We start from the raw sequence: 26,609 nt of genomic DNA on the forward strand, positions 1-26,609 counted from the left end.
TTTACCAAAATAGTTTACCTCTAAATAATATCCGGTTGAAGAAAATCTTTTCAAACCGACAAAACCTAATTACGACCAAATAATTAATTCTAAAATTAACTACAATGAGTAAAAAATCAATTCAGGCAACAGATCTCTTTTTGGCAGTACTTGCCATATTATTAATTAGCGTAAGTTTTTACCAAACCTGGCTTGGGCTAGACCAAATTTTTGGTCCTGCATCGTTTATAATTGCTTTGGTTTTATCTCTTTTATTGTTGTTTTTAGTCTGGATGCTAAGAGTTGCAAAAATAGAAGGGCGTTCTACTTCAAGCCTTGTCGGTATCTATATTTTTATTGCCTCATTTTGCTTTATGGCAAATTTTAATGCTTTGTACACAAGATTTATGCGAACTGACATTTATACGACAGAATTAAGGGATATAAACGAACGTTTTAATAATCTGGAATCTGATGTTCAATCGAAATTAAGTTATAAATATAACGGCGCAACTGCACAAAATATTGAAATTAAGAAAAAACAAATGATGGAGCAGATAAAAGATCCGGGAAATAAAGGAATGGGAACCAGAGCACAATCGCTAATAAGAGATATCGAACAATTAACGGGTCAAAAAGTTGATTTTCTTACGCCTGTTCGTAACGACTACGATGATTTGGCAGAAAGAATGGGACGCCAAATTGATAATATGATTTCTGATCTTTCTCCTGAAGAAAAGGCTTTAAAAACGGATATTAACAATGCTGTTTTAAAATGGAACAAGAAGATTCAGGATTTGTTACTGCTTTCTAAAAAAGAAAAAGATGATATCTCTCAGGGATTAATCGACGAATCATTGACCGAATATAATAAGCTAGGTAATCGTGCTCATACTGTTTTAGGAGATGATAAATTTAAATTTACACCTGAAATTTCAAAAACACAAGACGTTGGAAAAATCGGATTTGCTTTTGACCACGCGATTAAAAACTTTGGAATGTATCAATTTGTTGTATTAATGGGTTGCGTTTTATTAGATTTTGTTATCGTCATTATTGTATTACTGGTTACACCAAATAATGGAAGCAGCAGTAATTCAAGCGTGTTCACCGGAAATAAAAGAAATGGTAAAGTATTAATTGCAAAAAACTAAAATTACTTAAGATGACTAACGAAAACAACACTTTAAAGCCTTTGTCTTTTGATGATGACAATTTAAAACCTATTTCTTTTGACACCAAAAATGAACCGAAATCTACTTTTGTTCCTTTGGCAAACGCCGGTACAAATGACATAAAAAATAAAGACAGCAATTTTGTTTTCTTTTTTGGTGTTGGAGAATCCGGTAAATCTGTTATTCTTTCCTCGATTCTTTATTATTTAAGTTCACAAGCCGGGGTTTTACGTCCAAAATTAGGAACTCCAAATTCAAAAGAAGCACAGGTTTTACTGACTGATTTTTTTGAAAATATCAGACAAGGTATTTTACCAAACAGAACAACACGCGATCAGGTAACCAGATTAGATTTGATATTTGAACCCAATAATAAATCTAAAAAAGTCCCTCCTATTAACCTGACTTTTCTGGAAACTTCCGGAGAAAATCACAAAGATATTAGTCGAGGCGGAACCTATCATAGTAGTATCGAAGCGTATTTGAATGCCAATATTCCGCTGACATTTATAATTGTTACCAGCTTTGATATGGCGCATTTAGAAGATACATTGATAAATGAATTTCTGGATGAACTCGAAAGAAAAGGAAAAAATCTAAAATCTATAAATGTGATTTTAGTAGTTTCTAAATGGGATAAATCCGGTAGAACAGATGTTTCTAATGAAGAGGAATTAGAAAATTTTATTAACGAACGTTTACCCCGAACAAACAACAGGATAAATTCGTATGAATTAAATAAAACATATTTTACCATTGGCAACATCGAAAACAATGGAGACGGAGAAAGAATAACGCTTTTAAATTTAGATCCTGCCGAAGTATTATCTAATTGGCTCTACGAAAGCGTGGTGGGTTATCCGTTAGATTATGAAGGAACATTTTGGGAACGATTAAAATTTAGCTTTTAAACGATATGGCACAAAATATATATTTGGTAGCATTTGGGACATTTGGAAATCCATACGGTTTTAGACAATCTTTTTTTAAAGTTGGAAATCAAAATGTAGCAAAATCAATCAGAACATTCGACTTAAATACAAATGCAATTAAATTAGTCGAAAACAGTACAATATATGCTATTCGCAAAGAAGTCGCCAGCGGATTAAATTCAATTGCTTATTCTAAATATTCTTTTGCTAAAGAACAAAATTCTGATCGTGGCGGTACTTTTATTGGCGCCAGTATTCTTTTTACATCTGAAATTGCCGAAGAAAATCTTACGATTACTAAACTAAACGAATTTCACTCCATATTAGTTAGTAAAAACGTTGCTGATAAAACGATAATGGTGAATCATTCTGATAATTTTTCTGCAGATATTCCGCAGGATTTCGACAAGCTTAGTTTTAATCTTAAAGGTTTTGATGAACCTTCGAACTTCAATTTATCAAATTCTAATTTGGTTGTTTATTCTCCTCTGGATTCAAGTAAATTGCAGCATAATTTTAAAAAATCATTAGAATTATTAAACAGTTTTGATACTATTTTCTTTACCGATAATGAAGAAATTGCAAAATTCACTCATAGCAAAGGTCTTTATAAAACAACCGACGAAACAGGATTTGACAATGAAATTCAAATCTTGAGAGAAGAAAAAAAGAAACGACTGCAATTATTATTAAATGATTTCGAAAAAGAAATAACTGAACTTGAAGAAAACAAAAAAACATCTATTAAAAATCTTAAAGACAGTATTGAGCAAAATTCAAGATTACATAATGAAAACAGTAGAAAAATTGAAGAGTCTAAAAAACAGATCCAAATTCTTGAAAATAAATATTATGAGTTTTCAAAAAAGATAAAAGAGGCTATAAATTATATCAATTCAGATAAAAAAATTGAAGAAGTAAAACTGTTTCACAATGAAAATAAACGTGAATTTATAAATTTTGTGAATCAAAATACACAGCCTCAATATCTGAATAGCTTAAATAATATTCAATCAAAAACTAATCTAATCAGCAACCATCAAGTAAATTCTGATTATTCGGCACCAAATTTCGGTTTCCAAAAAAGAGAAAAAAACAGAAAGGAGAAGACATTTAAAATTTTCGAATTTCTTTCGGTTTTATTTTTTCTTTTATGGATTTTGACATTTCTTTACTATCAATTTTTCCCGGAAATATTTGATTTACCGAAATGAAAATAATAGCAATCTTAATAGACGTATTAAATCAAAGTCTTTTGTAAATTTGAATTATCGATTTTTATTAATAAACAATATTTACAAGTATAAGCCTAGCGCTATTGAAATGCACCCATAACAAATATGACAAAACCCCAAATCGAAACCCTAAAACCAAAACAACATTTTGAAATCCTTGATGGATTAAGAGGAATAGCCGCCGTGGCAATTGTAATTTTTCATTTTATGGAAATCGTTCATCCGCCAAGCGAAAATTTTATTGCACATGGTTTTCTCGCTGTTGACTTTTTCTTTTGCCTTTCCGGATTTGTGATTGCTTATGCGTATCATGATCGTATTGATAAAATGAAACTTACTGATTTTTTCAAATTAAGATTGATCAGATTGCATCCTTTGGTTGTTTTTGGTTCTGTATTAGGTTTACTGGCTTTTCTTTTTGACCCTTTTGGCGGTAATCCTGAAAGTTATCAAACCGGTAAAGTGATTTTGATTTTTCTGGCTTCGATTTTTCTGATTCCGTTTCCGATAATGGCAGATCGATATTTCAACATATTTGGTTTAAATGCGCCCGGTTGGTCTTTGTTTTGGGAATATATTGCGAATATTCTTTATGCACTTTTTCTTTATAAACTAAGTCGCCGTTCGCTCTTTTTGTTAACCATTTTTGCCGCTATCGGAATTTGTTTTGTCAGTCATCGTGCTGGCGGTTCCTTAATGGGCGGATGGAGCGGAGAAACCTTTTGGGATGGCTGTGCGCGTATTTCGTATTCGTTTTTGGCAGGAATGCTCATTTATCGCTCCAATTGGATTATCAAATCAAAACTGAGTTTCATCGGATTATCTATATTACTTCTTGCAACGTTTGTCATGCCTTTTTCTGATTGGAATTGGCTAACAGAACCTTTAGTTGTTATAGTCTATTTTCCACTGTTGATTGTATTAGGAGCCGGAGCAACTTTGGCGCCAGGATTCAAAAAAATATGCGTCTTCTTCGGGCAAATTTCTTATCCATTATACATGACGCATTATGCCGTAATGTGGATATTTGCCAACTATTACGCCAAGTATAAACCAGATACTAGTCAATTAACTTTCATTGTTATTATTGGAACAATTCTTCTTGTGGGAATCGCCTACTTAACCATGATTTTTTATGATACTCCTGTTCGAAAGTATTTGACGGATAAAAGAAAGAAGGTTTAATCTCGCAAAGGCGCGGAGTCGCAAAGTTTTTTTTACCCTAGTAACGAAAATTGTAAGCAAAGACGCCCAGTTTTTTTCTCGCAGATTTGGCAGATTGAGCAGATTTCATGTTCTTTTCTTCGTATATCTGTTGTAATCTTTTAAAAATCTGCATGAAACAAAAAAAACTTTGCGACTTTGCGGCTTCGCGAGATTAGAAAAAACCTTTGTTCCTAAGAACCTTTGCTCCTTTCTTATAAAAAATCCTTAATTTCGCCTTTAAATTAGAAGGAGAAAAATGAAGGTATGTATTGCTGAGAAACCAAGTGTAGCACGTGAAATCGCATCCGTTTTGGGTGCCAATACCAAACACGATGGGTATTTTGAAGGCAATGGCTATGCTGTGACCTATACTTTTGGGCATTTATGTACTTTAAAGGAACCTAACGATTATAAACCGCATTGGAAAAGTTGGGATTTAAACAACTTACCCATGCTTCCGGAGAAATTCGAAACCAAAGTAGTTGAGAATTCAGGAATCCAAAAGCAATTTAAAATTGTAAAAAGCTTATTCGACAAAGCCGAAGTGGTTATAAACTGCGGGGATGCCGGGCAGGAAGGAGAATTGATTCAGCGTTGGGTTATGAACGAAGCGCATTATAAAGGCGAAGTACAGCGTTTATGGATTTCGTCTTTAACAACTGAAGCGATAAAAGAAGGTTTCGAAAACTTAAAGCCTTCTGAAAACTATGATAATTTATTCTACGCCGGATTTTCAAGAGCGATTGGAGACTGGTTATTAGGTATGAATGCCACACGTTTGTACACCGTAAAACATGGCGGTTACAAGCAAGTTTTGTCTATTGGACGCGTGCAAACGCCAACATTGGCAATGGTTGTCGATCGCTGGAAAGAAATCGAAAACTTTAAACCTCAACCTTATTGGGAATTACAGACTTTATACAGAGAAACGCTTTTTAGTTATGAAGAAGGTCGTTTTCTAAAAAAAGAAGACGGAGAACTTCTCGCCAATAAAGTCAAAGAAAGTGAGTTCGAAATTGTTTCTGTAGATAAAAAGAACGGAAATGAATACGCTCCAAAACTATTTGATTTAACGGGTTTACAGGTTTATTGTAATACCAAATTTGGATTTTCGGCAGATGAAACGCTTAAAATTGTCCAGACTTTGTACGAGCAAAAAGTAGTGACATATCCCAGAGTTGATACGACTTTCTTACCGAACGATATTTATCCAAAAGTACCGGGAATTCTGCAAAAACTTTCCAAATATGCCGAATTAACGCAACCGCTTTTAGGCAAAAAAATAAAAAAATCGCCTAAGGTTTTCAACGATAAAAAAGTTACGGATCACCACGCGATTATTCCAACCGGAATAGAAAGTAATCTGCAATACAATCAGCAGCAAGTTTATGACATTATTACAAGACGTTTTATTGCCGTATTCTACGATGATTGTTTGGTTGCCAATACTACAGTAATAGGGAAAGCAGCCGATGTAATGTTCAAAACCACTGGAAAAGTAATCTTAAAAAAAGGTTTCCGTGTTGTTTTTGAAGATCCGAATGCCAAAGAAAAAGAAGCCGATTTATTACCCAATTTTGTAGTGGGAGAAAAAGGTCCGCATGAACCTTCGTTTTTAGAAAAAGAAACCAAACCACCCAATCAGTTTACAGAGGCGACTTTACTTCGTGCGATGGAAACCGCGGGAAAACAAGTCGACGACGAAGATTTACGAGAATTAATGAAAGAAAACGGTATTGGTCGTCCGTCAACGCGTGCGAATATTATCGAAACGCTTTTTAAACGTCAATATATTGTTCGAAATAAAAAGCAGGTTTTACCAACGCCAACAGGAATTCAGCTTATTGATACGATTCAGAATGAATTGATTAAATCAGCGGAACTTACAGGTTCTTGGGAGAAACAATTGAAAGATATCGAGAAAGGTACTTATACTGCCGGAGCTTTTATTAAAAACATGAAGCGAATGGTCGAAGCTTTGGTTACCGAAGTACGAAGCGAAACCAGACACGCCAATATTTCGCATGCAACTGCGACTCAAAAAGAAGTGGTAAAAGTAGAGAAAAAGAAAGCCGCAGGAATTTTGGCAGAAACTTGTCCGAAATGTCAAAAAGCGACCTTAATAAAAGGAAAATCAGCTTACGGATGTGGAAATTATAAAGCTGGTTGTGATTTTCTTTTGCCTAATACTTTTGCAGAGAAAAAAATAACCGAAAGTCAATATTTAAGATTGGTTCAGAAAGGATCAACCGTAAATATAAAAGGCTTCAAAACTGATGAAGGAACTGTCGAAGGTTTGATTCGTTTTGAAGAAAATTACAAACTTAAATTAGAAACCAAGAAAACGGCTCCAAAGGCAAAAGCAAAACCTGCTGCTACAACTGATTCTGAAGCTTTAACGTGTCCGAAATGTAAAAAAGGAACAATCATGAAAGGGAAAACCGCTTATGGCTGTGGGGATTATAAATTAGGTTGTGATTTTAAAGTTACTTTTGATGATGTAAGAGCCAAACTAAAAGATCAAAAACCTACTAAAGAATTGGTTTATTCTATTTTACAAGAAAGTATTTAATTTTTTTAGCCACAGATTAAAAGGATTAGAATGATTTTTTCTTCGCCACTAATTTCACAAATTAGCGCGAATTATTTTTCTATTTTGTTTGCTAATAGATGCGAGAATCATTTTAATCCTTTTAATCTGCGGCTATTTTGTGCATTCCAAATTTCAAAAATTAATTCGCGCTAATTTGTGAAATTCGTGGCAAACTATTTTATAAATTAGCTTTTCAATTTAACACCAAATACCAAAATATATGTTTCAGAAAATTACTCTTTTAGCGCTTGTTTTAATTGCTGTTGTTTCTTGCCAAAAAAAAGAATCTGTTGAAAAAGATAAAATCAAAATTGCAGATTGGCTTATCGGAAACTGGGAAAACAAATCTCAGGACGGCGTTCTGACTGAAAACTGGATCAAATTAAACGACAGTACTTTTAGTGCTGCATCCTACTTTATAAAAGGAAAAGACACATTGCACCTTGAAAATATTGTTCTAGCTCAAAAAGGTGAAACTCTAACTTATTTTGCCACTGTAAAAGGTCAAAATGATGATAAACCTGTTGCATTTTCATCAACTGCTGAATCTGATAAACAATTGGTTTTCGAAAATCCAAAACACGATTATCCTCAAAAAATTACTTATACAAAAGGCGCTGATAATACTTTGACCGCTGAGATTTCAGGGAATTTACAAGGAAAAGCGAGTTCTGAGAAGTTTGTTATGACTAAAAAATAGATCATTATAATGAGACATCATTTTGGAGATCTTTTAGATAGAGAAGGAAATTATTGGACTATTGTACCAAACAGAAATCGTTACTTCTATTCCTCTGATGAAGAAATTTTAGATAAAGCAGCTGTAAAAATAATTACAATATCTAAAGATCATAAATGCTGGAAACAAGTATTTAATCTAGAAAATTTAGAAGAAATCACTTTACATGACCCTAGTAAAGAACAAATAGAGTGTTTAACAAAATTAACGAGATTAACGAGATTAAGAATTACGCATTTACGAACAAAAGACATCAATTTCATTAGCGAACTTCAAAATCTGGAAGAACTAATACTTGAATATGTTTCAGGCTTTACCGACTTATCTCCTTTGCAAAAATTAAAAAAGATAAAATCTTTGCATTTTGAGAATTTAAGAAGAGTATCAAGTTTCGATGGATTAATTGGAATTGACAGCTTGAAGTATTTGCGAATTGATGGAACATTAGATTGGAACCAAACGATTGAAGATTATAACTTTTTAAAAGGTATTCCAAATTTAGAAGTTTTTTCTCTTGGAAATATAAATACTAAGTCTGAATTTCCAGTTTTACTTCCCATCTTAGAATTAAAAAACCTTAAAAAAATAAATTTTGGAAGAGCAACATTCAAAACAGAAGAATATGCTTTTGTCGAAGTTGCTTTACCAAATGTAGAAGGTGGTTCTTTTGAACTCTGTTGGGAATACAATGAATATTTGGATTTTTTAGGCAGAGGTGCTGGACAAATAAAAAATAATAATCCTAGTTTAAAAGAAAAGTGCGAAGCATTTATTCAAAAATATGAAGATCTAAAAAAGCAATCTGAAAATATTATAATTAATTATAATATTCCAAAGTGAAAAAAGCTTTCATCATAATTCTAATCTCAATTTTACTATTAAGTTGTAGTAATAAAACTCAATATGTAGTCGAGAATATTTTTGACAATTTTTCATTTAATAGTACATTATCAAATAGTTCTGAAATAGTTATTAAAGTCTACGACTCGACTATAACACATAATAGATCTGGAAGTCTTGAATCTCTTATTCCAACAAAAGAATTTAAAATCAAAAAAAGGCAGCAGTTAGAAGATTTCGAAAATATTTTTGCGAAGGCGGAAAAAACAAGTTATTTCTGTTGCCCAACAAGTACTTATTCTATTCATTTTTTAAATCAAAAAGACACACTTGATCTCTTTTATGTTGATACTTTAGAATTTAAGGATAAAGTAAGAATCTTTGAATCTAGTTATCAATATTCTTATATAATTGATAAACAAAAATGGAAAGATTATCTTAAAGAAATAGAAAAAGGCAATCAAAATGACCGAAACTGAAATCAAAGAAAAAATTTTAGAACTCTTTAAAGAAGAACGACAAAGACCAGACTTAGAATTTGAAGAATCTCATTTTCTAGATTTTTTGACATTTCCGGCACACTCAAAGAATAATATTAAAAATTCCTTTAAGGGAGTTAGAAAATATTATCGATTTATGAACAGACTTGAGTTAGAGTTTTCAATTTGTTTCACTCTACCTGATCTTGATAAAATGTACAGTATAGATAAGATCACTAAAAAAGTAATTGAAAGAATAGGAAAAAGACGCGGAAATGTAATGATTATAAAACAACGTATTAACCAAAAGGAGAATTACTATATAGAGATCTTTCTAACAGCTTTACTCATCTTAACTTACACTTTTTGGGGAATAAATTTAATTTCAATAATTCTAACTCTAGCCTTTGGATTTGCTATTTATTGGATATTAAGCAGTAAAATCAATAGTAAACGACATAACCAAAAATTAAACATAAAAATAATGAATCAAGAAAGAGATTCTTAAAAAACCCTAGAACCTGAGCAACTCCGAATCTTAGAAGCTTCAAAGATTTATTCCTTCTCCCCGATCTTATTGACCATAAAAATCATCAAAATCCCTAAAACCGACATTACTAAAAACGCCCATTTCATACTTAAATATTCAGAGATGAAACCAACCATTGGCGGAACCAATAAAAACCCAAGATAACCAATTGTAGATATAGAAGTTAAGGCTGAACCACTGCTTAATTTTGAGGATCTTCCCGCAATGCTAAATACTAACGGAACGACACAAGAAACCCCAACTCCGATTAAAACATAACCGAAAAGAGTTGGATAAATAAATGGTAAGAGAAAACAAATTAAAAAACCTACCGTGATCAAAATTCCGCTGTAAAGCAGGATTCGTTTTGTTCCAAATTTCATTACGCCATAATCTCCAAACAAACGTCCTAAAGTTACCGCAGTTGCAAAAAATACAAATGCTGCACTGGTTAACTTTGGCGAAGCATGTAATATATTTTCAAAATAAATACCGCTCCAATCGTACATCGTATTTTCGCAAGCCATAGAAACAAAACAAATGATAGCGAACTTAATCAGATTTTTTTCCGGCATCGAAAAGAACTTTTTCTTAACCGGTACGGGCTCATTATGAATACTCAAAGGGTAAAAACATGCCGTAAGACCCATCATAAAAATACTTACACCTAATAAATGATGCGACGGCGCAATATGTCTCGATACCATTACATAACCTAAACCTGCTCCGGCGAAAACAGCAATACTCCAAACGGCATGAAAACGGGTTATAATCGATTGTGGATATAATTTTTGAACTTCCAGAGATTGCGCATTAATCGATAAATTAAAAATATTACGTGAGGCTCCAAAGATCAAAAGTATAATAACCAATTGCCACACAAAAGCGGCCAAACCTGGTAAAGAGAGCACAATATTAAACATAATTGCTCCCAAAAGCATGATATAACGGCTGCTGTATTTATTCAATAACTTTCCTGTAAAAGGCATTGTGAGCATTAGACCAATCGGAAAAGCAAATAAAACGGTTCCAAATTGAGCTTCTGATAAATGCAATTGTGCTTTTATATGCGGAATTCGGGAAACCCAAGAAGAATATCCAAATCCGGAGAGGAAAAAAAACACAGTATTGGCTAAACGGAATCCTTTTGGCGAATTCTGTAGTTTCTTTAAAAAAGGTAAAATCATGAGGAGAATTTCATTTAAAATGCAAAATTAAGCCTTTTGAAGTTTAACGTCTACCCTTTTCGGAATTTTTAACAAAAGTCAGAAATTTAAGTCAATTTATTGTTTTTTCGCAACTTTTAGAAAAAAGTTTACCAAAATATAACAAAAAACACATCAAATCAAGTCAATTAATATTTGTTAAGGAAATATTAATTTTTACATTTGCATTGTTTTTATTCATTCTAAATAAAAACAAAACCTTAACCAACTTTAATAAAAATGAAATATTCTACTGCGAAAACGTATCGTTTTCTATTTACAATCAGTTTTCTATTCACTGTTTTCAGCTCTTTTGCACAACAAAACTTTGGAAAAATAAAAGGAACAATCACAACTTCTGACGGCGACGCTGCTGCTGGTGTAAATGTGATTCTTAAATCTTCAAAATATGGCACGACTACCAATGATGATGGCAGTTTTGAATTGAACAGAGTACGAGCGAATACTTATACTTTACAAATATCTTTAACGGGCTACGAAACCACAGAACAAGTAGTTGTTGTTGCTGAAACAGAAACTTCAACTGTAAACTTGCAATTGAAGGTTTCGAACAAAGAATTACACGAAGTTGTTGTAAATGGTAAAAAAAGCATCTTATCTAAAAAAACAGATTATGTAGCGAGAATGCCTCTTAAAAATCTGGAAAATCCACAAGTTTACAATGTGATTCAGAAAGAACTTTTGCAGGAACAAATTTCGGTAGACATTAGAAGTGCTGTTGTAAATGCACCCGGCGTTACTACAAAAATTTATCCTTCGGGAGGACTTGAAATTTCGTTTAGAGGATTTAGCACTGGTGTTAATGCCCGAAACGGAATGGAAAACATGACGGGACGAAGCTCAATTTCTATCGATAATGCAGAACGTATTGAGGTTCTTAAAGGTCCTTCGGGAACTTTATTCGGATCGTCTGTATCGTCTTTTGGAGGTGTTGTTAATCTTGTGACCAAAAAACCTTTTGAAGGTAAAAAAACGGAGGTTTCTTATACTGGAGGAAGCTTCGGATTAAATCGAATTGCACTTGATATCAATACTCCGTTAACGCCCGATAATAAAGTATTGTTTAGATTAAATACTTCTTTAAATACTGAAAAAAGCTTTTTAGATTATGGTTTTAATAAAACATTCCTGATTGCGCCAAGTCTTGTTTATAAAGCAACGGATAAACTAACCTTAAGTGTTGATACTGAAATCTACAGCGTAAACAATACACGCCCAACTTACGGACGCTCATATGCTGCCGGAATTACAAACCCAACAGATCTGCAAATCGACTACAAAAAAAGCTTGTTTCACGATGATCTTGATGCTAAAACTTCATCGACTAAAGTTTTTGTTCAGGCAGAATATCAATTGGCAGATAATTGGAAATCTACAACGCTTTACTCTTTTATAGATGAAAACGTAGATCGCAGTTATCAATATTACACAAAATGGAATTCGCCAACTGAAGTACTAAGAAGTGTGTCTCGTTTTGGACCAATTTCTAATCAATTTACGAATATCCAAGAAAATATTAATGGTGAATTTTCTACCGGAAGCATCAAACACAAACTATTAGTAGGTGTAAATTACAGATTTTCAAAAGGTACTTTTAATTATGGTGCAACGCCGGTTTTGGATACTATTGATGTAACCAAACCTTTTGAGCCTATTCGAAAAAAACAAGTTGATGCAGCTTTATCTCAACTTACATATCCGACTCCGGACGAACAAATATTTAGTGTTTATGCTTCGGATGTGATTAGTTTCACGGATCGCTTATCTGCAATGTTGAGTCTTCGTTTGGATAACTTCGTTCAGAAAGATCTTGTAGATGTTCCGGGATATAACCAAACTGCTTTATCGCCAAAATTAGGTTTGGTTTATGAAGTGGTTAAAAATCAGGTCTCTTTATTTGGAAATTATATGAATGGTTTCCAAAATTCAGGTCCGGTAAATCAGCCTGACGGAAGTTTGCTAATCTTAAAACCAGTTTATGCAAACCAATACGAAGGTGGAGTAAAAGTAGAAGCTTTCAATAAAAAATTAAGTACTACTTTAAGTTACTACAACATTACAATTGATAATGCTACAAGAACAACTCCTGACGGGTTTAGTGTTCAGGATGGTAAACAAGTAAGTAAAGGTTTTGATTTTGAATTTATTGCAAATCCTATCGAAGGCTTAAATGCCGTTGTTGGTTATGCTTATAATGATAATCGCATTGTAAAATCATCAGATGCTGCTATAGAAGGAAACAAAGCCAGCGGAGCTCCGGAGAATGTAGTTAATTTTTGGTTGTCTTATAAATTTCAAAACGTGTTAAAAGATTTCGGTCTTGGTTTTGGAGGAAATTATGTAGACAAACAATACAAATTTGAAGACGAAAGTTTCTATGCTCCTTCTTATTCTGTTTATAATGCAACTATATTTTATGATCAGCCAACCTGGAGACTTGGTGTTAAATTCAACAACATCAACAACAAAAAATACTGGGATTCTTATGGAATGGCTCAAACTCCATCAAACATATTAGTAAATCTGACCTTGAAATTTTAAGTAAAAGTCTTTTATCAAAAACACCTCAACTCATGAGGTGTTTTTTTATAGAATTCATTTTTTTTTCCACAAAAAAGAAATCAGCATTAAAACTCCAAAACCTGAGTTTAATCTTTGTCGAGTTCTTGTGAAGATTTCTTCTTGCAAGGAAATGATTAAGATTGTAATTAACTACTATAAAATTCTACAAACTTTAAATTATTTTATTTTTAATTAATCTAAATAAGACTTAAGTTTGTAAAAATAATAATATTCACAAAAATTTAAACTTCATCTTATGAAATCTAAAACTTTAAAATCAATAACGTTTTTATTTTTAATGTTGGTTGCAAGTCCTGCAATATTCGCACACGCACTTTGGATCGAAACTAAAGCAACGGGAACTAAAGGAAAAGCACAGGAAATTTCAGTTTTCTTTGGAGAATTTTCAGATAATGATATTACGCCTTCTGCAAAATGGTTTTCTGATTTAAAGGATTTTTCGTTGGTTGTAATCAGTCCTTCAAAAAAAGAAATTAAACTTTCGGCGACAGCTTTAGAAAACAAATATCAGGCATTTTTTACACCAGATGAAGACGGGGTTTATACTGTGGTAATGCATCATACTGTAAAAGATGTTTATGGAACTATGAAACTGGATTACAACTCAAGCGCAACTGTTTTGGTTGGTAATGCTGCAAAAGGAAATGAAGCTGCTGCAAACTCAAACATTATAAGTGTATTTGCTAAAGATGTAGCAACTGCAAAACAAAAAGCGACGATTAATGTTAATGCTTTGTACGAAGGTGCTTCTGCAAAAAAACAAAAAATAAAAGTAATTGCTCCAAATGGCTGGGAGAAAGAATTATGGAGTAATGACAAAGGCGAAATCTCTTTTTCTCCACTTTGGTCAGGGAATTACATGGTAGAATTTGCTTATACAGAAAAAGCTGCCGGAGAACATAACGGTAAAAAATATGACGAAATCTGGAAAATGGCAACTTATTTAATTTCAGTAAAATAACACTTCTATATCTTACATAAAGTAGATCTTAATGAAACCTTGTTCTTTTGAGTAAGGTTTTTTTTATGTTCCAAAAATTGAAAATCATAAAATTTGATCTCAAATTTCAGCCAAACATTTAAATCACAAAACCAAATAATTAAGACAATCTTAAGAAAGAACTAAGGAAAATTTAAGCGCTTAAATCTCTCTAAAAATTTTGTTAAAACATTAATGTGCCCTTATATTTGCAAAAAATTATTTTTATTAAATCTAAATAAGCATCATGAAATATAATTTACTACTTGCTTTATCTTTTATAAGTTTTGCGTCTTATAGTCAAAACTACACAAGCACAGAAAGCGGTTCGACGGTAAATGATACTGTAAAAAATAAAAAAGGAGAAATTCTTAATGAGGTTTTAATTACTGCAAATAAACCTAAGAAACCTATTGAAGCGGCTCGTTCAGGAATCAAAGTAATGGATTTGCCACAAAGCGTTCAGATTATTGGAAGCGAAATAATTGAGCAACAACAAGCAATAAGATTAAGTGAAGTTGTAAAAAACCTTAATGGTGTTTATGTATCATCTGCTCGTGGTGGCGCTCAGGAATCATTCTTTTCAAGAGGTTATGATATGTCAGCAAATAATATGTTCAAAAACGGATTTCGCTTTAATAGTGGTTCAATTCCTGAAGTTTCATCTTTAGAAAAAGTTGAATTTTTGAAAGGAAGTGCAGCTCTTCTATACGGAAACGTTAATCCTGGAGGAATCCTTAACATGGTTACAAAAACACCTAAATTTACTCGTGGTGGAGAAGTTTCAATGCAAATGGGAAGTTTCGCTTATTACAAACCGTCAATTGACTTTTACGGACCTTTAAACAAATATATCGCTTATCGTTTTACAGGTTCTTATGAGAACTCTGAAAGTTTTAGAGATGTTGTTAAAAACGAACGTATCTATTTTAATCCTTCTTTCCTTTTTAATGTATCTCCTAAAACGCAAATTACAGTACAAGGAGATTATTTGAGTGCTGACTGGACTCCGGATTTTGGAACTGGAATTATTGGAAAAGAAATTGTAAATGTGCCACGTAATACTTTTTTTGGAGCACTTTGGTCAAACGGAAATACAAGATCATCAAGTGCATCTGTATTGGTAAATCACAATATTAGCGAAAACTGGAAACTGAATTTTAATTCTTCTTTTCAAAATTACGACAGAACTTCTAAGTCAACAGCTCAATTATCAACTGTAGATGCAAATGGTAATTGGACAAGACCTTTGGTTCAAAATCAAAACTTAGAAAAAATATTTGGAGATCAATTAAGCTTGCAAGGAACATTTAAAACAGGAAGTATCAAACACCAGTTATTTACAGGGGTTGATTATGAAAACTCTTATGCAACGGCTTATACTTACGGGTTTTTTACCTCTCCAACTTCTACAACAGTTGCAACTTATGACACTATAAATCTTTATACTTTTGATCCTAAAAATCAAAGAACTGATGAACCAAATTCAAGAATTACAGCAATTGCAAATACAGATACAGAACGTTTTGGTGCTTATGCACAGGATTTGATTTCGTTTACAGATCAAATTAAACTTTTGGCAGGTATTCGTTGGTCTTGGCAACAATCGCAGGTAATTACAGATACTTACAACGTAAATCCAAGCACTGTAACTACTGTAGAAGCTGCAAAACGTATTGATAAAGCTTTCTCTCCAAAATTAGGATTGATTTATCAGCCAACAAGAAATACGTCTTTATTTGCAAGTTACTCAAACTCTTTTACACCAAATACCGGACTTACAGTTGATGGAAATATTTTAGAATCATCAATCATTGATCAATATGAAGCTGGTATCAAAAAAGATTTCTTTAGAGGTTTGTTAAGTACAAACGTTACGGTTTATCAAATCACAAATAGCAATTTAGCTCAAACTGCACCTTATCAAGCTGATGGTGTTACTCCAAACGCAAATACAAACATTAAAATGTTAGGTGGAGCTACAAAAAGTAAAGGTGTCGAAGTTGATATCACCGCAACTCCGGTTGAAGGTTTAAATATTAATGCTGGTTACAGTTATAATGATATGCGTTACACTAAAACTTCAGGAACAAACGGAAGTTTTATAGAAGGAGATCGTGTAGCAAGAACGCCAAGAAACACAGCCAACTTAAGCTTTTTCTATAAATTACCAAGCGGATTATTTAAAGGAGTTACATTTGGAGCTATCGGAAATTATATCGGAAACCGTTTAGCAGGATGGAATGACGATTACCTTTGGACAGCAGTTAAACCAACACCTACTAATCCAAAACCTGATCCGGCTTACACTATATCTATCAGAGATCGTGATATTCCGTTAGAAGGATATGTAACTGTAGATGTTTCTGCAGGTTATGAATGGAGAAAATTCTCAATCTTATGTAAATTATCAAACATTACAAATGAGTTAAATTATACTGTTCACGAAAATTACAGTACAAATCCAATCGCGCCTCGTCAAATCTTGACAAGCTTAAGATACAAATTCTAAAAAAAATTGAATTAGTTTAGATCGCCAAAGCTTTTTCTGCAACTTTCATTCTTGAAAAGTAGAAGTTTTGATCTTCAAGAAACCTCATTTAGCAATAAATGAGGTTTTTTGTTTTCACAAAAGAAAGTGTTCTAATTATAGTACTTTTGTCGGGTAAATACTTTCTATCTCATTAAAATAAAATTCTAAACATGTCAGATTCCAGAAAAAACCAATTACAAAAAAGTCTCGGATTAAGTTTTAATATCGCTGTTTTGATTGGAGGAACAATTGGAGTTGGAATTTTAAGAACTCCCGGATCAATTGCATCCCTGTTAGACAATTACTGGCTTATTATTGCATCGTGGCTTTTTGGCGGATTATTTGTCTTAATTGGTGCAAATTCTTATGCAGAACTAGCTACAATGCTTCCCAAAGCCGGAGGATCTTACAATTATATCAAAAGAGCTTTTGGCAATTATGCAGGATTTCTTTCCGGCTGGTTTGATTATATTACCAATGCTATTCCGCCTGCTTTTTATTGTATTGTAATAAGTGAATATATTATAATTCTGTTTCCAGATCTTAAAAACTATTCGACAGAAATGGCAATTTCTCTCTTAATTGCCTTTGTTTTATTGCATGTAAGCGGCGTAAAAAACGGAAGCACAATCCAGCAAATTACCAGTTTCTTAAAAGTGATTTGCTTCTTTGCTTTAGTCGTTGCGTGTTTTATGTATTCAGGCGTAAAATTGGCTCCAATTCCAAAAGACAATACAGCGGTTCAAATTGGTTTATTATTTGGATTTTTCAAATCACTTCAACTTATCATCGGAACTTATAACGGCTGGAATAGCGTTTGCTTTTTTGCCGAAGAAAATGATGATCCAGGCAAGAATATTCCAAAGTCACTATATAGCGGTGTTCTACTGGTAATCTCAATTTATATTTTAATAAACGTTGCTTTCTTTTATGTTTTGCCTGTAGAAAATGTTGCAAAATCAAATTTGGCTGCAGCCGATGTTGCCAATATAATCTTCGGAAAAAACGGCGCAATTATCGTTACCGTAATTTCTATTTTCTCTTTGATTAGTATTCTGAATGCTTTTATGATGATTCCTCCAAGAATTCTATACGGATTAAGCCGCGATGGTTTTTTTATCGAAAAAGGAACAACTGTAAACAAAGGCGGAACTCCAATTGTGGCACTTTTAGTTTCATCATTATTCAGCTTATTTCTAATTTGTATTGGTTCATTTGAAGTCCTGTTTTCATTTGCAGCCTTCACTTCGATTATCGTTTGGGGATTAGCTTATTGTTCTCTTATAAAACTAAGAAAATCAGAACCGGATTTACCAAGACCTTATCGTTCTGCTTGGTATCCTTGGACAACTATTATTGCAATTGTAGCTTCTTTAGCCTTATTAATAGGTTTTATATTTAGTGATCCTAAAAGCTTTATCATTATTCTTGGTATTACTTTGATTTCTTATCCTTTGTTTTTGGTTTTGAAAAAAAGGAAGTAACACCTATTTTGTCATTTCGAAGAAGGAGACTCGAGCGATAGCGAACAGATGAAGTAAATCTTCGCGAGAAATTCGAGAAAGATTCGCGACAATATAGAACGCGGATGACGCGGATTCGCTTTGCGAAAACGCAGATTAAAACGGATTTTATTAATTCAATCTTGTCATTTCTTTTTAATCGAAATAACAAAACCTTTATCCTTAATAAATCTCAGAACTGTGCCATTGCTGGAGATTTGTTCATCATAACGTTCCAGAGGAACAAATTATATTGTAGGGATGGATTTCAATCCATCCTTCGCAATCAAAATCGTCAATCTTTGTCGCGTTATATGTGTGATTTCTCCTTTCAGTCGAAATGACAAGATTGAACTAAAATCCGTTTTAATCTGCGTTTTCGCAAAGCGAATCCGCGTCATCCGCGTTCTATATTGTCACGAATCTTTCTCGAATTTCTCGCGAAGATTTACTTCATCTGTTCGCTATCGCTCGGGTCTCCTTTCAATCAAAATAACAAAATAAAAAAAGCTGTCCATTTGGACAGCTTTTATATTTAAAAAATAAATCTGATTCTTATTTCAAACCAGCAATACTTTGCTCGATTGTAGCAATTTTTGCTAAAGCATCGGCTTCTTTTTGTTTTTCGTTTGCTAATACTTTTTCTGGTGCTCCGGCAACAAATTTCTCGTTTGATAATTTTGCCTGAACTGATTTTAAGAAACCTTGCGTGTAAACTAACTCTGCAGTTAATTTTGCAACTTCAGCTTCAACGTCAATATTTCCTCCCGAAATCGGAATGAAATATTCATTTGATTTTACACGGAAAGATAACGCGCCGTCAACTTTAGCAGAAACATATTCGAAAGCTGAAATATTACCTAATTTCGTTACTATTGTATCGAAATAAGTTGCGATATTCTCGCTATTGATTGCTTTTAATTCGATTGCATCTTTAAACGGAATATTTTTATCTTTTCTGATCGTTCTAATTCCTGAGATTACTTCAATTGTACTTTCGAAATCAGAAATCAAACTTGCGTTGAATGGTTTTAATTCTGGCCAAGTCGAAACAATTAAAGCTTCTTCTTTAGTCCTGTCAGCAATTAAATGCCAAATTTCTTCTGTTAAGAAAGGCATAAAAGGATGAAGCAACTTCAAGTTACTTTCTAACATTTCGATTGCTTTATCAAACGTTGCTTTGTCAATTGGTTGTTGATATGCCGGTTTGATCATCTCTAAAAACCAAGAACAAAAATCATCCCAAACCAATTTGTAAATTGCCATTAATGAATCTGAAATTCTGTATTTCTCAAAATTATCTTCAATTTCAACCAATGTTTGCTGCAACTTAGCTTCGTACCATTCGATTGCCACTTTTGATGATTCTGGTTGCGAGATAGTTTCTGAAACTTCCCAACCTTTAATCAATTTAACAGCATTCCATATTTTGTTTGTGAATGATTTTCCCTGAAGGCATAATTCTTCATCAAACATGATATCATTTCCTGCAGAAGCACTCAAAAGCAATCCTACACGAACTCCATCTGCACCAAATTTTTCGATCAAGTCTAAAGGATCAGGAGAATTCCCTAATGATTTAGACATTTTACGGCGTTGTTTATCACGAACCAAACCAGTTAAATATACATTGGTAAATGGCTTTTCTCCAGCATATTCGTAACCTGCGATAATCATTCTGGCAACCCAAAAGAATAAAATATCCGGACCTGTAACCAAGTCATTTGTTGGATAATAATATTTATAATCTGCACTTTCAGGATCCATGATTCCGCCAAAAACAGACATCGGCCAAAGCCAAGATGAAAACCAAGTGTCTAATGCATCAACATCCTGTTTTAAGTCAGATGTTGTTAGTGAATTGTTAGAAGTTCTTTCTTGTGCTAATTTTAATGCGTCTTCGATGTTTTCTGCAACTACGAAATCTTCTTTTCCGTCTCCGTAATAATACGCCGGAATTTGTTGTCCCCACCATAATTGACGAGAGATATTCCAATCACGGATATTGTTTAACCAGTGCGCATAAGTATTTTCGAATCGTTTTGGATGTAATTTAATATCGCCATCAACCAAAACAGATTGGATTGCCGGTTTTACTAAATCTTCCATTTTCAAGAACCATTGGTCTGATAATCTTGGTTCGATTACAGCTTTTGTTCTTTCTGATGTTCCAACTTTATTTAAATGGATTTCGGTCTTCGCCAAAGCGCCAATTTCTTCTAACTCTTTTGCAACTTCGGTACGAACCACAAAACGATCTTTTCCTTGATAATGCAATCCGAAGCTATTTAATGTAGCATCTTCATTAAAGATATCAACGATTTCAAGATTATGCTTCTCTCCTAGCGTTTTATCATTCATATCGTGCGCCGGAGTTACTTTTAAACATCCCGTTCCGAATTCTACATCTACATATTCGTCTTCGATAATTGGAATTACTCGGCCACAAATAGGAACGATTGCTTTTTTACCTTTTAAATGTGTAAAACGCTCATCATTTGGATTGATACAAATTGCTGTATCTCCAAAAATAGTTTCGGGACGAGTTGTAGCAATAGTCAAAAATTCCTCAGTTCCTTCGATTTTATATTTCAGGAAAAATAATTTCCCTTGTTGTTCTTCATAAATAACTTCTTCGTCAGAAAGCGTTGTTTTTGCTTCAGGATCCCAGTTAACCATTCGGTATCCTCTATAAATTAATCCTTTGTTGTATAAATCAACAAACGATTTAATCACAGAAGCTGACATATCAGGATCCATCGTAAATTTGGTTCTTTCCCAATCGCAGGAAGCTCCAAGCTTTTTAAGCTGATCAAGAATTACTCCGCCATATTTATCTGTCCATTCCCAAGCGTGCGCTAAAAATTCTTCGCGGGTTAAATCATTTTTATTGATTCCTTCCGCTTTTAATTTCGCTACAACTTTTGCTTCCGTTGCAATCGACGCGTGATCCGTTCCCGGAACCCAACAAGCGTTGAAGCCTTTAAGACGCGCTCTACGAATCAAAACATCCTGAATTGTATTATTCAACATATGTCCCATGTGCAAAACTCCTGTGACGTTTGGCGGCGGAATTACAATTGTATAAGGTGTTCTATGATCTGGTTCTGAATGAAAATAGTTGTTTTTCATCCAGTAATCATACCATTTGTTCTCGATTGTCTTAGCGTCAAATTGTGCTGGAATACTCATTTATTAGGATTGTTTATTCGTTTATTTTCTGTTTATTCGTTTAATCGTTGATTCGTTTAATCGTTAATTTCTGAAAGCTTTAGTAAAACCTAAATTCAATCCAAATCAATTAAACGATTAAACAGTTAAACAAATAAACGAAACTTTGGTTCAATTTTTGTAATTATAACTGACAGCAAAAGTAAATAATTAAAGACACTATAAAAAGCGAAATAAAAATTTGTGTATTAATTAAAACAAAGTATATTTACTTACAACTTAAAATAATTTCAAATGAAAAATGTTGCCACTTTTATTGTAATCGCATTGTTTTGTACAATTGGTTATGCTCAAAACGGCCCAAAAATTGAATTTGCTGCCACAGACAACACAATTGATTATGGAAAAATTTCTAAGGGTGATAATGGAGTTCGCTCTTTTGAATTTACAAACACCGGAGATGCGCCTCTATTAATTACCGGAGCAGAATCTACAGTAAGCTCAATTGTCGTTACAAAACCAGCTGCAGCTATTTTGCCTGGTAAAAAAGGAAAAATTGATGTAAAATACAATATGGTTTCCGGTCCTATTCGTAAAACAATTACCGTTGAAACCAACGCCGTTAACTACCCTGATGGTAGAGTCGCCTTAAAAATTAAAGGCGAAGTTTTATAAAAAAACAATAATCTAAAAATAGTAAAAGCCGTTTCTTATTAAGGAACGGCTTTTTTTTATGAATCTAATTCTTCTTAATTAAACCCCACAGGTTTTAATCCCGAGGATTCAGGCAATGTCATTAAGTTAAGGGGAAATCTACAAAATTACTTAACAGTTTAATCAAAAAAGTAATTAGAAAAATCCGTTTTTATCAGCGTTTTCGCTTTAGCGAATCAGTAAAATCAGTGTCTAATTTTGACGCGGATAAAACAGATTTACTTCGTAAAAACGCAGATAAAAACGGATTTTATTTTCTAAAAGCTTAACTTAATGACATTGAGCTTTGGGACTGTTGGTTTTGTCGTAGAATATGATATTTTTTTATTGTCAAATCTTTGTCAAAGTTTTGAACTTTGACAAAGATTGAACTTTCGTTGCGGAGTTACTTACGAAGATTTCTCCTTCGTCGAAATTGTAAAGGTTACTTATTTCGGTAACGGATTTATCATTTCGATTGGTTTTTTTCCATCAATACCTTGATGTGGTCTTTCATGATTATAATAATATAAGTATTGCAATAATTCTTCTTTTAATTCTTCATGAGAATCAAAATCTGTGTCTCTCAATAAATCATCTTCAAGAGTTCTCCAAAAGCGTTCAACTTTACCATTAGTTTGTGGTCTGTAGGGTTTTGTGTACCTATGAACAATACCTAATTCCATTAACATCCTCTCAAAAGGGTGATTATTTTTCACTTTGCTTGTTTTAGGTCCAAATTCAGCTCCATTATCAGATAATATCTCTTCAAATTTTATTTCATAATGATCACTTAGGATGTTTAAACATTTCAATGCCGCAAACATAACTGTTAAACTGGTAATATCAGAAACTAATTCAGCCCAGGCAATTCGACTGTAATCATCTATTACACAAACTAAATAGCGATTTTTATTTTCCCCTTTAATTATACTTTTGCTCAAATAATGACAATCAATATGACCAAGTTGTCCCATTCTTTCCTTGATTATTTTTTGATGATTCTTTTTAATCTTCGGAGTTAATCTATTTATTTTATTGCGTTTTAAAATATTATAAACTCCTGAATATGATGGTGTATGCTTCCCTAATTTGGGTCTTAAGATACTAACAATTTCATATTTGTTGTTTCCTTTTTCTCGTAATGCAATTACTTTTTGCTCTATAAAAGGCAAAGGACGTCTTGTTTTATATTTGGGACCTCTTTTTTGGGGCAATAAATCAATAGATTTCCCACTTTGTTTAAAGCGATTATAATACTTTAAAAAACTCTTTCGGCAAGTATTATTTGCTGCATAAAAATCCATTGCTTTTTTATACAAAGGATGAGTTTTATTTTTTACCTGTTCATATTCTTTTATTAGAAAACGATACTTCTCTAAGTAGTTCCGCTCTAAAGTGGAATCCTGACTATTATTTCTCATCGTAACAAAATTTATTAAAGTTAAATTTTGTTACCGAAATATCTAACATCTACAGAAATGACAAGATTGTGGCTACTTTTCAGTTTTCGCCACACATTCAGTAGTCGAAAACTTATACTTTACCTTTTCAAAATCGATAGGTTTATCTTTTACCAAATAAGTAACTCCCATTGTAGTTTGCATGGTTCCGTTTCCTAAAATAAGTTGTTTATCACGTTTTAAAAGTGCCATTGGGTTTTTGAATTTTACATTTTTATTTGTTGCATCTACAAATGTATAGTCAATAAATAAGGTATCTCCATGAAATTCACCTGCAACTTCACCCGTTCTTACTGTCGAAGGAGCAACTTTCATTACCATATCGCCAGCTAATTTTCCGTTTTTTAAAGTATTTAATTTTAAATCTATTGTATCTTTTTCATAAATCGCTTTATAGCACTCTGTGCTTACAACTTTTTGACCTTCTGCTTTTGCTGCTTCAAGTTCTTTTTGTTTATTGTCATTTTTACAACTTTGGAATCCTATGCAAGCCACAAGCAAGCAAAATACAACTGGTTTTTTCATAATTAGATATTTTAGGTTTATTCTTATTTTCATAAAATTAAATAAAAAAGAAGCCAAAAAAAAGGCTTCTTTTTAAAATTATTATTTTTATTTAATCTGACGTCGTTAAATCGATATTTACAACTTATTAATTACAAATTCGCTTCGTCTGTTTAATTCGTGTTCCTCTTCTGAACAGGAATCATCTGTTTTACATTTTATAATTGGAACAGATTCTCCATAACCTTTAGCAGTAACTCTACTGGCATTTATACCGGACTGAATGATAAAATCTCTGGTCGAATTGGCTCTTTTTTGAGACAGTTCTTCATTATACTTTGCATTTCCGCGTGAGTCTGTATGTGAACCAATTTCGATAACCATTCCAGGATATTTATTCATCAAAGCGACAACTCTGCCTAAAACTACTTTTGATTCTTTTCGGATATACCACATGTTGTAGTCAAAATAAATAGGATCTGTTTTGATAATTAATCGGTCTTTATTGTCTTTTACCACATCTTTTTCTTGTTTTAAAATCTCAGCTACTTTTTCCTTTTTCTTGGCTTCCGTAGCTTCTTTTAAAGCAATAAATTTTAATGCTTCTTTTTTCTTGTTTTCTTCTTCTATGATAATCTCTTGCTTTCTCTTGTTTTCGGCGTTTTGCTTTTCTTCCAATTTAATTGCATCTAATGATTTTAGTGCCAATGAACCATCGTTAGTCGCATATCTTACATTTCCAATTACCAGAGATTTAGATTCGTTGGTATATTGTTCTTTAAAAGCTACAATTGTATAAGAACTTTCGCAGGCTACTGTAAAACTGAATTTCCCGTCTGCTCCTGTAGTAATTGTATTTAATGCCTTTTTATCAGAATCCTGTAATATTACGGTCGCATTTTCAAGAACCAAATTGGTAATTATATCTGTAATTGTTCCTGCAATATACTGCTTACAATCTTCTACAATTAACTCTTTTGTTTCTTTGAATGTATAAATATCATCACTTCCTTTCCCTCCTTCTCTATTTGAAGCAAAATATCCTTCCTTAGTATTTGAATCAACATTAAACGAAAAATCATCTGAATTTGAGTTTAGCGGTAAACCAATATTAATTGCTTTTGTGTATTCATTTCCATTGATTTCAGAAACAAAAACATCCAGCGATCCATAACCCAAATGTCCATCTGAAGAGAAATAAAGTTTATCGTCTTCAGAAACAAAAGGAAATTGTTCTCTTTTATCAGTATTGACATTCGGACCTAAATTTCGCGGAGTGTCAAATGCTCCTTTATTAATATTTACAGAATAAATATCAAATGAACCTAATGTTCCCGGCATATCAGATGCAAAATACAACACTTTTTCGTCTGGACTTAGCGCAGGATGTTCTACCGAATAATTTGGACTATTAAACGGTAATGAAACTAGATTTGTCCATTTTCCTTCTACTAATTCGGCTTTAAAAATCTGAAGATTTGAGATTTTCTGATCGTTCTTTTTCTTTTTTCCGTTTTTAGAATTATTACGCGTAAAATAAATCGTTTTTCCATCTTTTGTAAAAACAGCATTAGATTCGTGCATTCCGGTTTTTAATTCATCAGCAAAATAAGTAATTGGAGCTTCAGCAGAATTAATACTCTGAATTGGTACTTTTACAATATTAAGATAAGTTTCATTATCCCATTTGTACTTTTTATCAAATAATCCCGGTTTTAGTTTTACTCCGGCAAAAACCAAATTATCTTTATATTTTACGGCTCCAAACTCCGAATTTGGTGTGTTTATAGCCAGATTATTAATCTCAAATCGTTTACCAATTGCAGATACATTTTCTAATATTTTAACTTCATTTTCAAAATTAGTAATATCTTCAGGTTTACCTGATTTGGTATAATATTCTCGTAAAACTGCATTTGCATCATCATAAGCATTTGTTGCTTTTAGCGTTTGCGCATATCTGTAATAATAATCTTTGCTTAAATCATTGCTATAACTTTTAATTAAAAGTCTATAGTAAAGTTGCGCTTTTATAAGATCATTGGTATAATAGTAAGAGTCTGCCAGATTTTTGATCACTTCCTGCGAAGGTTTTTCTTCGGCTAGTTTTTTATATAAAGTAATTGCTTCAGCGTAATAAGTTCTATCAAAAAATTTCTTTGCTCTAACCAATTCCTGATCCTGGGCATTTATAAACTGTATTGAAAATACGAATATAATAACGAGTAGTTTTTTCATATTTTTCATT

19 protein-coding genes are annotated in these 26,609 nt (G+C 32.8%); 14 read left to right on the plus strand and 5 right to left on the minus strand.

Translation table 11 applies throughout. The features are described from left to right. Nucleotides 1-104: 104 nt before the first annotated feature. The 9 genes from C8C83_RS01040 (at nucleotide 105) to C8C83_RS01080 (ending at nucleotide 9,686) form a co-directional block, all read left to right on the plus strand. Nucleotides 105-1,133, plus strand: coding sequence for a hypothetical protein (locus C8C83_RS01040; RefSeq protein ID WP_121326040.1), 1,029 nt, complete (start codon nucleotides 105-107; stop codon nucleotides 1,131-1,133). Nucleotides 1,134-1,144: 11 nt separating this feature from the next. After that, a complete protein-coding gene (locus C8C83_RS01045) occupies nucleotides 1,145-2,065 on the plus strand; it encodes a hypothetical protein (protein WP_121326041.1) in 921 nt (306 codons plus the stop codon). 5 nt (nucleotides 2,066-2,070) lie between these two features. Further along, entirely contained in the window at nucleotides 2,071-3,300 is a 1,230-nt protein-coding gene (locus C8C83_RS01050) for a hypothetical protein (protein WP_121326042.1), read from the plus strand. A 126-nt stretch (nucleotides 3,301-3,426) separates the two neighbouring features. Further along, nucleotides 3,427-4,506, plus strand: coding sequence for an acyltransferase (locus tag C8C83_RS01055; RefSeq protein WP_121326043.1), 1,080 nt, complete (start codon nucleotides 3,427-3,429; stop codon nucleotides 4,504-4,506). Nucleotides 4,507-4,783: 277 nt separating this feature from the next. Then, nucleotides 4,784-7,099 (plus strand): type IA DNA topoisomerase, encoded by a 2,316-nt coding sequence (locus tag C8C83_RS01060; RefSeq protein WP_121326044.1) that lies wholly within the window; start codon nucleotides 4,784-4,786, stop codon nucleotides 7,097-7,099. A gap of 241 nt (nucleotides 7,100-7,340) precedes the next feature. Next, nucleotides 7,341-7,820 (plus strand): DUF6265 family protein, encoded by a 480-nt coding sequence (locus tag C8C83_RS01065; RefSeq protein ID WP_121326045.1) that lies wholly within the window; start codon nucleotides 7,341-7,343, stop codon nucleotides 7,818-7,820. A gap of 9 nt (nucleotides 7,821-7,829) precedes the next feature. After that, nucleotides 7,830-8,699, plus strand: coding sequence for a leucine-rich repeat domain-containing protein (locus C8C83_RS01070; RefSeq protein ID WP_121326046.1), 870 nt, complete (start codon nucleotides 7,830-7,832; stop codon nucleotides 8,697-8,699). Continuing rightward, the gene (locus C8C83_RS01075; RefSeq protein ID WP_121326047.1) at nucleotides 8,696-9,178 is read left to right on the plus strand and encodes a hypothetical protein; all 483 of its coding nucleotides are present in this window, start codon (nucleotides 8,696-8,698) and stop codon (nucleotides 9,176-9,178) included. Before C8C83_RS01070 ends, C8C83_RS01075 begins: the two co-directional genes overlap by 4 nt. Further along, complete coding sequence (locus C8C83_RS01080; protein WP_121326048.1) at nucleotides 9,165-9,686, plus strand: hypothetical protein; 522 nt, start codon at nucleotides 9,165-9,167, stop codon at nucleotides 9,684-9,686. Before C8C83_RS01075 ends, C8C83_RS01080 begins: the two co-directional genes overlap by 14 nt. 47 nt (nucleotides 9,687-9,733) lie before the next feature. Here the strand turns inward: C8C83_RS01080 and C8C83_RS01085 are convergent, their stop codons facing one another. Beyond that, the gene (locus tag C8C83_RS01085; RefSeq protein WP_132011623.1) at nucleotides 9,734-10,894 is read right to left on the minus strand and encodes an MFS transporter; all 1,161 of its coding nucleotides are present in this window, start codon (nucleotides 10,892-10,894) and stop codon (nucleotides 9,734-9,736) included. A gap of 258 nt (nucleotides 10,895-11,152) precedes the next feature. On the opposite strand from C8C83_RS01085, the gene C8C83_RS01090 reads away from it, so the two are divergent. The 4 genes from C8C83_RS01090 to C8C83_RS01105 all read left to right on the plus strand — a co-directional run bounded on the left by C8C83_RS01090 (nucleotide 11,153) and on the right by C8C83_RS01105 (nucleotide 18,512). Then, nucleotides 11,153-13,474, plus strand: a complete 2,322-nt coding sequence (locus C8C83_RS01090; protein ID WP_121326049.1) for a TonB-dependent receptor — start codon at nucleotides 11,153-11,155, stop codon at nucleotides 13,472-13,474. 277 nt (nucleotides 13,475-13,751) lie between these two features. Further along, nucleotides 13,752-14,477 (plus strand): DUF4198 domain-containing protein, encoded by a 726-nt coding sequence (locus C8C83_RS01095; RefSeq protein WP_121326050.1) that lies wholly within the window; start codon nucleotides 13,752-13,754, stop codon nucleotides 14,475-14,477. Nucleotides 14,478-14,742: 265 nt separating this feature from the next. Then, nucleotides 14,743-17,007, plus strand: a complete 2,265-nt coding sequence (locus C8C83_RS01100; protein ID WP_121326051.1) for a TonB-dependent siderophore receptor — start codon at nucleotides 14,743-14,745, stop codon at nucleotides 17,005-17,007. A 191-nt stretch (nucleotides 17,008-17,198) separates the two neighbouring features. Further along, nucleotides 17,199-18,512: an amino acid permease gene (locus C8C83_RS01105; protein WP_121326052.1), complete on the plus strand. Its 1,314-nt coding sequence runs from the start codon at nucleotides 17,199-17,201 to the stop codon at nucleotides 18,510-18,512. Nucleotides 18,513-19,085: 573 nt separating this feature from the next. Here C8C83_RS01105 and C8C83_RS01110 read toward each other — a convergent pair. Beyond that, entirely contained in the window at nucleotides 19,086-21,722 is a 2,637-nt protein-coding gene (locus tag C8C83_RS01110) for a valine--tRNA ligase (protein ID WP_121326053.1), read from the minus strand. A 273-nt stretch (nucleotides 21,723-21,995) separates the two neighbouring features. Here C8C83_RS01110 and C8C83_RS01115 point away from each other — a divergent pair, with 273 nt between their 5' ends. Then, entirely contained in the window at nucleotides 21,996-22,376 is a 381-nt protein-coding gene (locus tag C8C83_RS01115) for a DUF1573 domain-containing protein (RefSeq protein WP_099711374.1), read from the plus strand. 467 nt (nucleotides 22,377-22,843) lie between these two features. Here C8C83_RS01115 and C8C83_RS01120 read toward each other — a convergent pair whose 3' ends face one another. From C8C83_RS01120 to C8C83_RS01130, 3 genes are all read right to left on the minus strand, one after another. Beyond that, nucleotides 22,844-23,818: an integrase core domain-containing protein gene (locus tag C8C83_RS01120; RefSeq protein WP_121326054.1), complete on the minus strand. Its 975-nt coding sequence runs from the start codon at nucleotides 23,816-23,818 to the stop codon at nucleotides 22,844-22,846. 72 nt (nucleotides 23,819-23,890) lie between these two features. Next, nucleotides 23,891-24,382, minus strand: coding sequence for a hypothetical protein (locus C8C83_RS01125; RefSeq protein WP_121326055.1), 492 nt, complete (start codon nucleotides 24,380-24,382; stop codon nucleotides 23,891-23,893). 117 nt (nucleotides 24,383-24,499) lie between these two features. Further along, nucleotides 24,500-26,599: an OmpA family protein gene (locus C8C83_RS01130; protein ID WP_121329904.1), complete on the minus strand. Its 2,100-nt coding sequence runs from the start codon at nucleotides 26,597-26,599 to the stop codon at nucleotides 24,500-24,502. Between the last annotated feature and the right edge of the window lie 10 nt (nucleotides 26,600-26,609).

The organism is Flavobacterium sp. 90, assembly GCF_004339525.1.
Lineage (GTDB): Bacteria > Bacteroidota > Bacteroidia > Flavobacteriales > Flavobacteriaceae > Flavobacterium.